A 15,364-nucleotide genomic window follows, 5' to 3' on the forward strand; every position below is an offset into this window, starting at 1 on the left:
GGGCGTCCCGCCCGTCCTTTTGGGCCGGGCGGGACGCCCATCCCACTTTCAAGAGTGGAAGTTATTTACAGCACTTTCCAGGTAAGTGAAGTACAGAGAAACCGGGTTTCTTGAATAAAACCGGTTTCTGGCGAGAAATCCAGAAGAAACCCGGTTTCTGGGGTGTACTTTATAAACCTGGAATCCGCTGTAATTCTCATTCCTTACTAAGTCGGTGGCAAAATTCGCCAGTATGTAACAAAAGATTAAGTAGGGTGATTCGAGTTAAATTTAATAGGTTGTGTATGGTTGTGTACGGTTTTTTCTTTACCTTCTACCCCATGAATTACCCCAGAAGCAAGCTCTAATTCCGAGTCAAATATTTGTCCTGCTAGTTCATCTTTTTTGATGTGTTGCCATTTCCATGCAAAGCAAATTTATTCCTTCTCAATCTCCATAACGATGCCACCGGACTTGATAGAAAAACTCATGCTAATTGCGGACAATTGGCAGAGTGAGATGTACCGTTGTTTCCTTTTTATAGATACTGGTAATTGAGAACTCTCCTCCTGCCAGTTCGACAATTTTCTGGACAATTTTTAAGCCGATACCGGTGCCCTGTTGCTCATACCTCTTGCGCTCAAACTGCATGAAGGCACCAATTTTAGCAATTTGCTCCTCTTTCATGCCCTGCCCGGAGTCATGTACAGATAAATGCAGCATCTCCCCTAGGACTTGACTACTAACTTTAATGGTTGTCTCTGGTGAGGAGAATTTCAGTGCATTATCAATTAATTCATGGAGAATAGTTGATAGATATCGCTCTGATAGAGCGATATCCGCTTCCTCAAGAGTGAACAACATATCGTTGCTACGGTTGACCTTCTGAGCCTGGTATGTCAACTCGGCTTCAATGGCAGAAGCTACAAATTGAGTCCGGGCAGATTCCATTTTGTGCTGTTGACTTGCGGATAGTTCTAATCCTAAATAAATCAGGAATTTTTTCGTTAATGTTTCTAGGCGACGGGCAGAGTCATGTGCCCAGCCTAATATCTCACGGATTTGGGCGATATCCATGTTTTCGATATCGTCCTTGAGCAACCCGATCGTGCCTAAGATGCCATTGAGGGGCGTATTTAGTTCGTGGGATAGAGTAGAAGCTAAGTTGCCACGCAGCTCATTGAGGGTGCTGTCCAAGACATTGAGCGTATTTTCTTGGATGTGGTATAAGTTCTGGATATTATCATACTGTTCCTTGATTCTGAGCATTGAATGCACGCGAGCACGCAGTTCAATAGCATTTACAGGTTTACTGATGAAGTCGTCAGCACCGGCAGTGAGACAATGGGCAAGGTCTGATTTTGAATTTAATGCTGTCACCATAATGATGGGAACGGCTTGCCATTTTGACATGGCTTTGATTTTCCGACAAATCTCGATGCCGTCTATTCCCGGCATCATCACATCCAGCAAAATAAGATCCGGATCAAATATGTCGAGGGATGCGATCGCTTCTTGCCCGCTGGCAGCATAATGCAATTGATAATCCTGCTCTGATAACAGGGTTTCAATCACATCAAAGTTATCCGGCTCATCATCAACAATTAAGATAGAAAATTGAGACATAATTGCCACCATTTCAATAAGGTAAAAATTTTATAATTTCATCTGATACTCGTCAGCTATGCTGCCAAAGTGATTTCAAAAATTGCTCCTTGTGGTTGGTTGTTTCTGACACAAATTTCGCCCCCATGTGCCTCAACGACCATTTTGCAGAAAGCTAAACCCAACCCTATTTGAGAGACATTCGACATCAGATTTCCAATCTCGTATTTCTCAAAAATTTTGTGTCGCAATGTATCAGGAACACCTGGGCCAGAGTCGATAACCTGGATTTTTGCCTTGCCAGATGTGAGGAATTCTACAGTCACTATGATTTGACTATTGGGTGGGGAAAACTTAATGGCATTCGAGAGGAGATTGTCCAGCATTCGATGTATCATCGTGGCATCAACCGAGACTTTTATACTGTTTTGTCCTGGTAATTGAGCGACTATAAACTGATTTTTTTTAGCAGCGATTCCTTCAAAGTTTGAGATAGCAGATTCTATGAGGTCGCACAGATAAATATCAGTGTAATTGAGACGATTTTTACCGGATTCGAGTAAATAAATTTGCAATAAATCATCAATTAATAGCTGTATTGCTTGTGCTGACGAGTAAATTCGTTCCAGTTGCATTTGTTGTTGTTCTTTAGGATACTCTAAGCTTTTTAGGATTTCCAAGCCAAGCAAGATGCCAGCCAGGGGATTGCGTAAATCGTGGACTACCATTTTAACCATATCTTCCCGCAATTTGAGTAAGCTTTGCAGGTCGTCATACTGGTGCTTAATTCGCAGCATACAGTGAACCCTGGCACGTAGTTCAATAGCATTTACAGGTTTACTAATGAAGTCGTCAGCGCCCGCAGTGAGACAATGGGCAAGGTCGGATTTTGAGTTTAATGCTGTCACCATAATGATGGGAACGGCTTGCCATTTTGACATGGCTTTGATTTTCCGACAAACTTCGATGCCATCTATTCCTGGCATCATCACATCCAGCAAAATAAGATCCGGATCAAATATGTCGAGGGATGCGATCGCCTCTTGCCCGGTGGCAGCGTAATGCAATTGATAATCCTGCTCGTTCAAGAGAGTTTCAATCACATCAAAATTATCGGGTTCGTCGTCAACGATCAAAACAGATGGTACATTCATGAATTATCTTACCAGGGAAGTTAAAAGGTGTTGAATAGTGCTTGCCAATTGCTTCAGCTTAACGGGTTTGGTGAGGTAATCATTGGCTCCGGCGGCAAGACAACGATCGCGATCGGCAGTCATGGCTAAGGCAGTTAAGGCAACGATCGGCACATCGACTAACCTAGGATCGAGGCGAATCTGCTGCATAGCTTCTAGGCCATCCATACCAGGCATTTGAATGTCCATCAAAATTAGATTGGGGTTTTGTGACTTGGCCAGGGCGATCGCCTCCTCTCCATTCTTCGCCAAGAGAATGCGATAGCCTTTAGCTCTCAAGTAGCTCGACACCGTACTGATATTGGCTTCATTGTCTTCCGCCACCAAGATTAAGGGAGAGCCTCCCTGTTCGGGCACGCTGGGTTCGATGCGGGGTTCTGTCTGGGATTCCAGGGCAACAGAAGAGGGCGCACCAGTAGGGGCAGTGCCCCCGTGCCTGCCCTCGAATTCGATGCCCCCGTGCCTGCCCTCGAATTCAATGCCCCCGTGCCTGCCCTCGAATTCGATGCCCCCGTGCCTGCCCTCGAATTCGATGCCCCCGTGCCTGCCCTCGAATTCGATCGTGAAGCAACTTCCTACACCCACAGTGCTGGTGAGCAACACCTGCCCGCCGTGGAGTTCGACAATGCGTTTCACCAAGGCAAGCCCCAAGCCAGTGCCTGTATATTGACGATTCAGGGCGCCATCGATTTGGATAAAAGGCTGAAACAGTTTGTTGATATGTTTTGGGGCAATACCAATACCTGTATCGATGACGGAAATTTGCAGAGTTTCTTTGACCAAAAAATGGGGTGAGGAATCGGCAGAATCTGGGTCGGCCCGGGACTGTTGACGGCTGACTTCTAGAGTGATGCGTCCTCCGTTAGGAGTGAATTTGACCGCGTTATTGAGCAGGTTGATCAAGACTTGGCGCATCCGCCGTTCATCAATCAATAAGTCGGGCAGATTGAGTGGCACTTTAATCTCTAGCTGGATGCGTTTTTGCAGGGCTTGTTGTTTGATAAATGCCAGACTGGATTGACACAGATGATTGATTGAAACTGGGGTGCAATCGAGTTCCATTTGACCCGATTCAATTTTGGCGACATCCAAAATGTCGTTAATTAACTCTAGTAAGTGAGAGCTACTGCGCTCAATGGTTTGTAAAGCTTTGATTTGTTGTTCATTGACGATACCAAAGACTTGCTCTTGTAGCCCCTCGCTCATGCCCAAAATGGCGTTGAGGGGGGTGCGGAGTTCGTGGCTCATGTTGGCGAGGAATTCGTCTTTGAGGCGGGTAGCACGGGCCAGTTCTTGGTTAGAGACTGCCAGTTGTTCGTTGCGCTCGGTGAGTTGCTGCTGGGCTTGTTGCCGTTCGGTGAGTTCTTGCTGCAACTGCTCAAATAGGCTAGCTTGTTGAACCGCGATCGCCAACTGGTTAGCAATTTGTTGCAGGAGTTGCGCTTCAGACTCTTGCCAGACTCGCTTTTCTCGGCAAGCATGGACGACTAAAACCCCCCAGAGCTTGTTGGTTGGGCCAGGGGCAACCCCTCTATGGCTTTGGCTGCTTCGGACTTCTTGCAGGATAGGTGCAACCATTTTGGACTTGACTTCACCAACGCTTGCGTATTCGACCAAGCAATTAGTCCCCATATCGGTCATTATATCCGGGACGATACGGGGCTTGCCCTGGGAATAGTGGTTGAGGATTTCTTGAGACCACAGTTGGTCGTCCCAGTGATGGTTTTTGAGCGCGGGAAACTCGGTCAACACAGATTCTTCAACTATTTGACTTCTGCCATTGCATAGCCGGATTACGATGATTCGATCGCCTTGCAAGATTTCTTTGACTTGCTGTGTCACAGTCGCCAAAATTTCCTTAATATCCAACGATTCGCGAATTTGCTGGGCGATTTCTCCCAAAGTTCGCTGCCGTTGCAGTTGTAAAGCGATCGCCTTTTGTGTTTCCTTGCGGATAGCCAGCTCTGATTGCACCTGTTCGTAGAGGTAAGATTGCTGAATTGCGATCGCTAATTGGTTAGCAATTTGTTTAAGTAAATTGATTTCCCAGTCTTGCCATTGGCGCGGAATATCGCATTGATGAACAATCAGTAACCCCCAGAGGGTTTGATTCAGAATAATTGGAACTACGAGTTTAGCTCTGACTTGGATTTCTGCGAGGAATTCAACCAAGCAGGGTAAGATTGACTCATTTTCATCTTCCCTATCGTTGAGGGCATAAACTTTTCCTTGGATATAGCGATCGTAGTTCTCTTCGGGGAAAACCTCTTCTGGGAAGAGGATATCCAGAAGCTTAAGCCTATTTGGCGAAACTGATTCAGCAATGGCAGCCCCCGTCCCTTCAGGAAAAACCCGATAAACCAGCGTTCTGTCTGATTGCAAGAGCTGATGGATTTCCTCAACAGTGCTATTGAGAATCTCGTCCAGATTCAGAGACGATCGCATCCGTTTAGTAATCGCTCCCAGCAAACGTTCCTGTTTTGCTTGTTGTTGCAATCTCAGTTCGGCTTCTTTGCGATGGGTGATATCCTGAAACGTGCCTACCAGACCAATAATATTACCTGAGCAGTCTCGCAGGGGAGCCTTGTGGGTTTCGAGAAATATTGGTTTACCATTGGGTAGGGTTAGCGTTTCTTCGATCCCTAATATAGCTTCACCCGTTTCGATTAACCGCCGATCCATCGCACAATACTCGTTCGCCTCGACTTCTTTCTGGCAAATATCTAAATCTGTTTTACCTATACTTTCGGTCGTCGATGGCAAGCCTAGAGTTTTGGCAAACTGCTGATTGCATCCTAAAAAAACCGACTCTCGATTCTTCCAAAACACCGAAAGCGGGATGGTATCGAGTACCGTTTGCAGAAACTGCTGAGATTCCTGCAAAGCCTTCTGGGCCTGTTTGCGATCGCTGATATCTACTAATACACAAATAGTTTGATCCTCTGAGCCTGGAAGAAGTGCGGCTCCGATCAGGACAGAAATCCGGCTGCCATCCTTACGGTAGTATTCCTTTTCCAAGGAATCGATCGCGCCATCCTGCATCAGGCGCTCCATCGCTACAACATCAGCGGGGAGATATTCGGGCGGGGTCATAGCATCCCAATGAATCATCCCAGCATTTAGTTCCTCCCTAGTGTAGCCAATCATCTGTAAGAAGCGATCGTTGGCATCGATAATGTTCCCATGAAAATCGGCAAACATCATGCCGCTCACACTGGACTCAAACACACGGCGGAAGCGAATTTCACTGCTTTCCCTGGCGAGTTCAGCTTGTTTGCGATCGCGGATATCCGATATAATTCCCTGGATGCTAATCAATTCCCCTTCAGCATTTATCACGGGTCGGGCGCTGCTTCTGACCCAGACATAATTGCCATCTCGGTGGCGGTGTCGGAACTCATAATCACTTGACTTTTTACCAAGTTTGACATTCTCCCGATAATCAGTAACCACCAAAGGGCGATCGTCTGGATGCACCAGGGATATAAACGACTTACCAATCCATTCACTCTCGTCCCAGCCAAACATGGTCTTGAATTGCGGTGACAAATAAGTGAGCATCCCATCGGGTTCACATGACCAGATCAAATCATTAGCCCCTTCTACCAGCCGCCGGAATTTAGCTTCACTCTCTGCTAATTGGGCTTCGATCTGTTTGCGATCGCTGATATCGCGGCATACACAAATCAATAATCCATCCTCTGTCAGGGTGAGGGATAGCCCTTCGGCAAAGGTAGAGCCATCTTTGCGGGTGGCGATCGCCTCTCCCTCCCAAGCGCGATCGCGCCCCAGCACCGGCAAGACTTCCCGCTCAAACCGTTCTAACTCGTGTTGGGAATACAAAAGTTTCCAGGTTTTGCCCACCAGTTCTTGGGGATGTTCGTAGCCAAACAATTCTAGATGGGCTTGATTCAAATAGAGGTAGGTATCTCCTTGCATAATCGCAATGCCGTCGATCGCCGCCTCAATTGCTGCCAGTTGTCGTTTTAGGGTTTCTTCGGTTTGTTTGACATCGCTAATATCTGCAAAATAGCCAACAATCTCGATTGGCGTGCCTTCTTCATCTCGCAGCAGACGCAGCTCATCCCGTAGCCAAACGTAGTGACCATCGCGATGCAAAAATCGATATTCATGCTGATGAGTGTTGTGTTCAAATAGAGCCGATAAATGTGTAAAAACTCTAGGGGCATCTTCTGGGTGAATATGGTTAGCCCAGAAGCCACATTCCGATAAAAATTCTTCTGGTTTGTAGCCCAAAATGGCTTCGATATTTTTGCTCATGAAGGTTGCTCCATAGTCGCCATAGGGCTTACAGCTATAGATCATGGCGGGGCTCGATGCCAGAAGAAATTCGAGGCGTTCTTTCAAAAGGCGATTTTCTAGCTCTGTCTGTTGGCGATCGGTAATGTCTTGGATCAGGCCAAGCACATAGAGATGTTCATCATCCATCAATAGGATAGAAGTGGAAAAGGAGATAGTGCGGCACTGTCCATCTGGGCGCCGGATTTCCCTTTCCACGGCGATTAAGTTGCCCCCTTGTCGTATCTTTTTCAGGTCGGCAATCGTCTGTTTTTGAGATTCTTGATTATTCAGGTACAAGCTGTGATACCACCCCAGACGGTTAATTTCTTCTAAGGTGTAACCCGTAATTGTTTGCATTTGCTGATTCCAGACTGTGAAGCGGACAAATGGAAACTCCTCAACTTCATAGAAAACGCACAGCCCTTCAGTCATGTTTTCTACAATTTGTTGACGGAAAGTATTTTCCTGCCGAAGCGTTGCTTCGGCAAACTTGCGATCGGTAATGTCGAAGCGAATGGCTAGATACTGAAAAGGTCGCCCGCCTTCGTCCAAAAAGGGGACAATGGTGCTAGCAACCCAGTACAGGCTACCGTTTTTTGCCTGGTTGCAAATTTCACCGCGCCAAACATGACCGCTAGTAATGGTCTGCCACAGGTCTTGGAAAAATGCAGGGGGATGATAGCCAGAGTTGACTAGGCGATGGGTTTTGCCCATGAGTTCATCGCGGGAGTAGCCAGAGATCGCACAGAAGGGATCGTTGACGTAGGAGATCACCCCTTGGCGATCGGTGATGACCACAATTGCAGACTGATCCAAGGCCTGTTTAAAGGCTGATAATTCTTGAATTAACTGCTGTCGTTGGAGTTCAGCCTGTTTGCCTCTGCTAATATCAAAGTTGACCCCAATCATGCTCTGGGGATTGCCTTGGGCATCTGGCACGACGACACCATAGGCTTTAATAAAGTGGAGGCTACCATCGGGATGCAACACTCGAAACTCGGTATCAAATTCTGCTTGTCCTAAGAGGGCTTGTTGGAGCAATGTTTCGGTGGCGGTGCGGTCTTCGGGATGTAGTCGGTTTGCCCAAATGTCGTAAGGCAGAGGGGAATGAGATTGTTTTGTGACACCGTACAGTTCGTACATCCGCTCATCCCAAAAGACGGTGTTTTGTACAAGATCGAAGTCCCAACAACCGATCGCCCCTGATTTGAGCGCCAAAGCGAGGCGATCCGATACTGTCTGTAGTTCTGCTTCTGCACGTTTGCGATCGCTAATATCTTTGGCGATGCCTAAAAAGCCGATAATTTGTTGATTGACATCCTTGAGCGTGCTGATGGATAGCGACACAGGAAATCGAGAACCATCTTTACGGATATAGCTCCACTCTTCTTCGCTGACAATACCTTGGCGTACTTTGGCAACAAAAAGCTCAAAGCCGGGAGGAATATTTTGCCCTAGTTCAGCAGAGAGTGATGATGCCCGGTCAATTACCTCATTTGCATCGTGGATGAGTGCGGGCGTAGCTTTGCCGACCACTTCTGCTGCACTGTAACCCAGCATCCTTTCGGCTGCGACATTAAAGGTCTGGATGATGCCAGTTGGGTCTACGGAGATGATGGAGTAATCAGCACAATCGAGGATGGCGCGTTGCAGGCTGTTGACTTGCCAAAGCTCTTGGGTGCGTTCTTCAACTTTTGCTTCTAGCTGTTGGTTTAGTTGGTACAGTTGTCGCTCAGCCTGTTTGCGAGCCGTAACGTCTCGAATCATAAACAAGGCTTCATCTTCGCCGCTCTTGACAACTCTGACCTCTTCATATTTCAGGCGTGGGCCAATGTGCACCTGCTGTTCATAAACTTGCAGTTCTCCTGTCCGTAAGGCTTGTTCTAGGTGGTGTAGATGTCGGGTCGCAATTTCTCCTGAGATCATATCCACCATCGCCACACCTGGGGTATCGAAATCTGTACCGCCGAGAAAGTCGAGCTGACGATTGGCTGTCACGCTCCCCCGATAAATACCATCGGCACCGATGCGAAACATGAAGTCGGGAACTGCTGCTAATATGGCTCGGCTGTGGGCTTCGCTCTGGATCAGGGCGGTTTCGGCAAGTTTGCGATCGCTAATGTCTGTAGTAGTTCCTACATAGCCGACTACTTGCCCGTCTGCATCCAGTTCGGGAACGGACTGCCCATATACCCAAGCCACAGCACCGTCAGGACGTTGAAAGCGGTATTCGAGTTGGAAAGAGCGATTTCCTTGAATGAATTGCTCCCATTCGGCGATGACCCGATCGCGATCGTCGGGGTGTAGCCCTTGTTGCCATCCTTCCCCGAAAGCGGTTTTTGGGGTGAGTCCGCTGATCTGAAACCAGCGATCGTTAACATAGATGCACTTACCCCTAGCATCGGCGCGGAAAATCCCCACTGGTACGGCTTCCACTAGGCTGGCGTAGCGTTCTTCGCTTTCTTGCAGGCGGACTTCAGTTCGTTTGCGATCGCTAATGTCGGTAATGGTGCCTATATAGCCGATCCGATGTCCATTGGCATCGAGTTCGGCGACGCACTGCCCATAAACCCACGTTACTTCACCGTCGGGACGTTGAAAGCGATATTCGAGTTCAAAAGAGTCGTTACCTTGAATGAATTGTTCCCATTGGGCAATGACCCAATCGCGATCGTCGGGGTGCACTCCTTGTTGCCATCCCTGTCCGATAGTGGCTCCTGTTGTGAGTCCGCTGATCTGAAAGTAGCGATCGTTGACATAGGTACATAGCCCCTCGGCATCGGTGCGAAAAATCCCCACCGGAGCGGCGGCGGCAAGGGAGGCGTAGCGTTGTTCGCTCTCGATCAGGGTGGCTTCGATCCGCTGTCGCTTTACCAGTTCATTCTGCAATTTTTGGTGGATCGTGGCTTGCCCAATGGCGATCGCCAGATGCACTGATAAGGCTTGTATCAGTTCAACTTCTTCCGGTTGCCAGTCGCGGGCGTGCTGGCTTTCGCTGGCATTGAGCAAGCCCCATAACTCATCGCCACACAGTAGCGGCACCACCATTTTGGCTTGTGTCTGGAGGCGGATCAGCATCTGCCGATGACAGTCTGATATGTTGGCTGTGGAGATATCTGGTACGACGCGAACATTTCCCTGACGATAAATCTCAGGATTGTCTTGCTTATAGCAGGTATCATTGACCCGTTGGCCCAACAGAGACAGGGACGAGTCGGTGGATTCCGCCACGACAATGATTTCCCGATCGGCTTCAAACCGCCAAATATTGACGCGATCGCAGCCGAGCACTTGCCGCACCTGCTGCACAGTCGTATCCAAAATCGTTTGCAGGCTTAGGGACGAGCGAATTTGGGTAGCCAAGTCTGCGACTAATTTCTCTCGTTGTACCTTGGTGTTGAGAGCGGCTGTCCGAGCTTCCACCTGCTGCTCGAGCTCAAGGTTGCGATTTGCTAGCAGCGCTACCTTTTCCGCCTCTAGCCGCACCACCTTCTCTTCCCACTTCTGGACCAGCTTGTATAGCTCCAGCGGGTTGAGGGCTTGCAGCAAACTGGTCTGGGTGACAATACCCAGTAACTCCCCTTGTTCCCCTGTCACCGCCAACCGACGGATCGATCGCTGCTCCATGAGCTCCTGCACAGTCCAGAGTGAATCGTCGGGTCTAACGGCAAAAATCGGCGTACTCATTACCGCCTGAGCTAGACAGGTTTCCAGGTTCAAGCCCAATGTCTGAAATTGCACAATATCCCGCTCGGTGAGAATCCCCACAGGAATTTGTAGCGGTTCAGTAGAGATTCCGCCTGGGTGCACAATCATCACGGAACTGACGCGATGCTCTGCCATAAGTTGAGCGATGGCCAGTAGGGAACAATCTGGCGTAGCACAAATCACTTCGTGGGTCATCACTTCTGCTACCATACGCAACCGCAACAAGTCGATCGGTCGAGATATTTGGCGCAGACTTTCGTGAGTGACTAGGCCCACTAGGCGATCGAGCTCGTCCACGATGGGCAAATGGCGAATGTGGTGCTGTTGGAGCAGATTAATCGCAAAAAATAAATCGGTGAAGGCGGACTCGCGGAGGGTGACGACGGGGTGTGCCATCACCTCCCGGAGCGCCAAATTCTCCAAGGAACGCTGCTGGGCACTCAGCCGCACCACGTCTCGCTCGGTCAGTACGCCGACCAATTGCTCGTTTTCCACTACCAACACGCAACTCGATCGCGCCTCCTTGTGGAGGTCGTCGAGTTGACCATCCGCCGTTCTAGGGGTGTTGCAGAGCGATCGCACGCCACTCATTTGGGCGATCGCATCCATCACCGTCGTATCGGGCGAAACCACCAAGGGCTCTCGCACGATCGCAGTCCTGAGTTCTATGGGAGTGAGAGCAGTAGTACGAATGAACATGAGTTTATAGGGTTTTTTTGCTGATTATTTTTTTAACCATTTCGCCTTAAACACATGAGCTGATAGCGTAGCCGGGGGTCAGCCATAGTAACGAGAAGAGTTACGTAGCTGCACGACATTCTCTAAATATTATATTTACTTACAGTTCGCTTTTGCCGGAAATGACTTAGGGAATTTCTGCCACTCTAAGCTAACGCTTTTGCATCCTTTTCATGAGATGATAAAAACAGGAATTGCCCTCAACCCTTTACTGGATTAAGTGAAATCTCGGAGAAGGCGCCGTAACGATCAAATTTGTTGACTCTTGACGATTACTGGGAATTCTACAGTATACAGATCGCTATTCCCCCAAGTGAGAAGTTGTGATGCGTTTAATTACTTTCATCTGGGGCTTTTCTGATATTAAGCGTAAAACACTACCAGCCATATCTCGTGGAGTGGGATTAAGCCATGAACAAACACTCTTGCATTTCCTAAGCGAATTACTTGAAAATTAGAACGCTGGAGAGATGCTAGGTTAAACCTTTTGGACGCTCAGCATAATCGTACAAAACAATGGCTTAATACACCGATTAAGGCAAGTCCAACAGTTAGGGTCAAAGTGGGAGAAGCAGGGGTCATATATCTTCTTATTGCCAGAAGATTGTTCCCAAATGAACCCAATTAAATGGAAGTGGCAACATCTTAAAAAAGATGAATTAGCGGCACAAATGTTTGAAGCGGAGTTATATAGCAATCCTAAATGATTCATGTAAATTTGTAGGTAGTGCCTTTCTTTGCCTACCCCCTATCTATCGGGGCAACCGGGCGTGGGATTGCCCCTACAATAATTACGCGAATGATTTAGGGTTGCTATATCTCGCCTAGGCCGTAATTCATGGAGTAGAAGTTAGAGGAGAAACGAGTTTCAAAAAAGAAGGCAAGTGCAGGCCCGTGCTCCCAACTCTGAGGCCATAATTCATTCCAAATCTAAAATCTAAAATCTAAAATCTAAAATGGTATGAGATTGCTTCTTGAAGGGCTGTCGCTACGCCAATAGATGAGTTATATAGCAATCCTCGCATCAGTTGTAAAAATATGTAGGGGGTAGTGCCTTTCTTTGCCTACCCCAGCCTGCATCGGGGCAACCGGGCGTGGGGAGAACCCTACAAGAATTACACAAATCATTTATGATTGCTATAAGACCCAAATCAAAACTATTTTCGGTAATCTTGAAAAACAGGAGTTGCTATAATTTAAAGTTGAGAAACAACTGTACGGAGCGAAAATTATGGGACTATTTGACCAAATTTTGAGCGCGATCGACAATCCCAACCAACAAGCAAGTCCCAATCAGTTGGGCAACATTCTCGGTGCGGTAGAGCAGTTGAGGGGAAACCAGGGCGTCGATGCGGGTACGGCTCAGTTGGCGATGTCGGTTTTGGGCGGATACGTGCGATCGGCATTGCAAAACGTGCGATCGCAGTCAGGAGACGCACAAGCTCAACAACTTGTCAACCAATTTAGCGGTACAAATCCCAATCCCCAAGCAGTACAGAGTTTGTTCGGAGCCGGCCAACTCACGCAGATAGTGACCGATATAGCCCAAAGAACTGGTTTGAATAACGCCACAGTGCAGGCGATGATACCTGTTTTGGTGCCGCTCATACTGAATTTGCTACAAACCGGCGGCAACGCCCAAAATCCAGCCCAGGGTGGAAATCCCGTTTTGAATACGTTTTTAGATACAGATGGAGACGGCGACGTAGATATTACTGACGCCATGTCGATGGCTAGCCGCTTTTTGAATCAGCGCCGTTAATTTGGGATTTTGAAACCGCAGATATCAGCGGAGGGACACAGATGAACGCAGATAGGATTTTATCTGCGTTCCTCTGCGTTTATCTGCCTTCATCTGCGGTTTCAAAAATTCCTACTTTAACCCAATCCCAAATCAGTCACAGCACCGATACTGCTAGAAGAAACCAACTTAGCATATTTAGCCAAAACGCCCCTAGTATAGCGAGGTTTAGGAGGCTGCCAAAGAGCGCGCCGCTGCTCCAATTCTGCATCAGAAACATTGAGCTGCAACAAGCGATTGTTAGCATCAATTGTAATCGAATCGCCCTCTTTTACCAGAGCAATTGTGCCTCCTACTTGCGCTTCTGGTGCAACGTGACCGACAACCATGCCGTAAGTTCCGCCCGAGAAGCGGCCGTCAGTAATTAATCCGACAGAATCGCCTAAACCAGCGCCAATAATTGCCGAAGTTGGTGCTAACATTTCGCGCATTCCCGGCCCGCCTTTGGGCCCTTCGTAGCGGATGATAATCACATCTCCGGCTTGAATTTTGCCTGCTAAAATTGCATCCAAACAATTTTCTTCAGATTCAAATACCCGCGCCGGGCCGGTAATTTGCGGTTTTTTAACGCCAGTAATTTTAGCAACGGCTCCTTCTGTTGCCAGATTTCCCCTGAGAATTGCTAAATGTCCTTGGGCGTAAAGCGGGTTGTTCCAAGGGCGGATGACATCTTGGTCGGCGCGGGGTTCGGCTGGAATATCTGCTAACACTTCGGCAACAGTTTGACCGGTAATTGTCAGGGCGTCGCCGTGCAGCAAACCCTGTTCTAGCAGCATTTTCATTACTTGAGGAATGCCGCCGGCTGTGTGCAAATCGGTTGCTACGTATTTGCCGCTGGGTTTGAGGTCGCACAGCACTGGTACTTTTGCTCGAATAGTTTCAAAATCGTCGAGGGACAGTTCAACGCCGATCGCATTGGAAATGGCCAATAAATGCAGCACAGCGTTGGTTGAACCGCCGACTGCCATGATGACCGCGATCGCATTTTCAAAGGCCTTGCGTGTCAAAATTTGGCTCGGTAACAACTGTTTGCGGACAGCTTCCACCAGCACTTTTGCAGATTCGGCAGCGCTGTCAGCTTTTTCGGCATCCTCAGCAGCCATTGTCGAAGAATAAGGCAAACTCATGCCCATCACTTCAAAAGCGCTCGACATCGTATTTGCTGTGAACATTCCGCCACAGGAACCCGCCCCCGGACAAGCATTCTGTTCCACTGCATTGAGTTCTGTTTCGTCAATTTTGCCCGCGCTGAATTGACCGACTGCTTCAAAAGCGCTGACAACGGTTAAATCGCGTCCGTTGTGGTGGCCGGGTTTGATGGTGCCGCCGTAAACAAAAATAGCAGGAATGTTCATGCGGGCGATCGCAATCATCGCCCCCGGCATATTTTTATCGCAACCGCCGACAGCCAGCACCCCGTCCATACTTTGGCCGTTGCAAACTGTTTCGATGGAATCCGCAATCACATCTCTCGACACCAGAGAATATTTCATCCCTTCTGTTCCCATCGAGATTCCGTCGCTGATAGTAATCGTACCGAACATCTGCGGCATAGCGCCCGCTTCCCTTGCACCCGCAATAGCCCGCAAAGCGAGGTCGTTCAATCCCATATTGCAGGGCGTAATCGTGCTGTACCCGTTGGCAATCCCCACAATCGGCTTAGTGAAATCGTCGTCACCAAAACCGACTGCCCGCAGCATTGCTCGGTTGGGCGCGCGCTGCACGCCTCCAGTCACAGCTTGGCTTCTCAAATTTTCAGGCATTTTAAAATTTCCTTTGTCAGTTAGTTGTCGGTTGTTCTGTTGTCTGTTGTCTGTTTTTCTTTGCCGCTGGCTGTTGACTGCCCAGTGCCGAGAGTTTTACGCTATTTTTAATTTTCTCAGAAGCGTTCATATTTGTCAGGCCTTTTAAGAGGCAGTGGCACCGCAGTGCCCGGAAAGCAATGCAAAGATTCTACAGATACTACAGCGTGCAGAGTGAATACCGTGGTTATCTGGGATGATGTGGTAACACCCATCACTCTAACGTTTAAAAAAAA

The 15,364-nt window shown here is 48.2% G+C and carries 5 protein-coding genes; 1 reads left to right on the top strand and 4 read right to left on the bottom strand.

The genetic code is table 11. The annotated features are described in order from the left end of the window. Positions 1–471: 471 nt before the first annotated feature. The 3 genes from QUB20_RS16050 to QUB20_RS16060 are packed head-to-tail and all read right to left on the bottom strand — an operon-like array spanning position 472 to position 11,486. Positions 472–1,605, bottom strand: a complete 1,134-nt coding sequence (locus QUB20_RS16050; RefSeq protein ID WP_333247338.1) for a hybrid sensor histidine kinase/response regulator — start codon at positions 1,603–1,605, stop codon at positions 472–474. 56 nt (positions 1,606–1,661) lie between these two features. Further along, on the bottom strand, positions 1,662–2,738 hold the full coding sequence (locus tag QUB20_RS16055) for a response regulator (RefSeq protein WP_333247336.1): 1,077 nt from the start codon (positions 2,736–2,738) through the stop codon (positions 1,662–1,664). A 3-nt stretch (positions 2,739–2,741) separates the two neighbouring features. After that, entirely contained in the window at positions 2,742–11,486 is an 8,745-nt protein-coding gene (locus QUB20_RS16060) for a PAS domain S-box protein (RefSeq protein WP_333247333.1), read from the bottom strand. A 1,270-nt stretch (positions 11,487–12,756) separates the two neighbouring features. Here QUB20_RS16060 and QUB20_RS16070 point away from each other — a divergent pair. Continuing rightward, on the top strand, positions 12,757–13,287 hold the full coding sequence (locus tag QUB20_RS16070; protein WP_333244691.1) for a hypothetical protein: 531 nt from the start codon (positions 12,757–12,759) through the stop codon (positions 13,285–13,287). Positions 13,288–13,403: 116 nt separating this feature from the next. Here QUB20_RS16070 and ilvD read toward each other — a convergent pair whose 3' ends face one another. Continuing rightward, positions 13,404–15,089 carry a dihydroxy-acid dehydratase gene (gene ilvD / locus QUB20_RS16075; protein WP_333247329.1) on the bottom strand — a complete coding sequence of 562 codons (1,686 nt, stop codon included), beginning with the start codon at positions 15,087–15,089 and terminating at the stop codon, positions 13,404–13,406. Positions 15,090–15,364 lie beyond the last annotated feature (275 nt).

This window comes from Microcoleus sp. B4-C2, from assembly GCF_036705265.1.
Lineage (GTDB): Bacteria > Cyanobacteriota > Cyanobacteriia > Cyanobacteriales > Microcoleaceae > Microcoleus.